Raw genomic sequence first — 823 nt, forward strand, 5'->3', positions numbered from 1 at the left:
CGAATTTATTTTCGTCTGACGGAAAAAATTTTGTTGACGATTATTAAATCAATTGGTAGATTGTATTTAAACGGATGTAAACAAAAAGTATACGAGGTGAAAGGATTATGAGTAAATTAATTCAAGCGGTTCGTTTACGTTTTCAGCAGCTCGAAGATCTGGATTCTGTTTCTTCTTCGAATGAAGGGAAGATTTTAAGTACTCGCGTTTCTCGTGAGTTGTTCGACAAAGTTGAGTACATTTCTTCTATTCTCGAAATGAACAAAAGTGATTTTCTTCGGATGATTATTTCTAATGCTATTGATGATATCATCCAGGAATTTAAAATTTCTTTCGGTCCTGGAGTTGGCATGACTCCTTCTGAATTTGATGATTTTATGAATCTCCCGGATGAAGAAAAGCAGGCTCTTATTGAGAAGTGGCAGGGACGTTCGAAAGGAGATGAAGCATAATGCCTAAACATATTGTGACTGGCATTAAACCATATGACTTTATCGACGATAACGGCCAACATCTTCAAGGCGTAAAGGTCTACTACCTGGACAATGATCCGGAAGACTCAAAAGGCGCAAAAGGCTATTTCCCTCTTAATCTCTCGATCTTGGGCGATCATGTTTCCAAGTTCGTAGCGGTTCCAGGAATCTATGACCTTGACTTTAAACAGGTATCGGACAAGTACGGCCGTCCTATTCTCAAACTCCGTTCTGTTGAGTTCATCGAGCCAGTAGAACTTCCTAGGGTATAACGCGAAAACATCGAGGCTCGGCTGGGCGGCCGCGCACTCGCGCGGACGCAAGGCGAGCCTCGCGGGAAAAAAATGATA

The 823-nt window shown here is 41.6% G+C and carries 2 protein-coding genes; both read left to right on the forward strand.

The features are described from left to right. Nucleotides 1-107 precede the first annotated feature (107 nt). The gene (locus tag VU18_RS15600; protein WP_047758456.1) at nucleotides 108-452 is read left to right on the forward strand and encodes a hypothetical protein; all 345 of its coding nucleotides are present in this window, start codon (nucleotides 108-110) and stop codon (nucleotides 450-452) included. Beyond that, the gene (locus tag VU18_RS15605; RefSeq protein WP_021322484.1) at nucleotides 452-745 is read left to right on the forward strand and encodes a hypothetical protein; all 294 of its coding nucleotides are present in this window, start codon (nucleotides 452-454) and stop codon (nucleotides 743-745) included. Before VU18_RS15600 ends, VU18_RS15605 begins: the two co-directional genes overlap by 1 nt. Nucleotides 746-823 lie beyond the last annotated feature (78 nt).

It is taken from the genome of Geobacillus sp. ZGt-1 (genome assembly GCF_001026865.1).
In the GTDB taxonomy this organism is placed as follows: Bacteria; Bacillota; Bacilli; order Bacillales; family Anoxybacillaceae; genus Geobacillus; species Geobacillus thermoleovorans.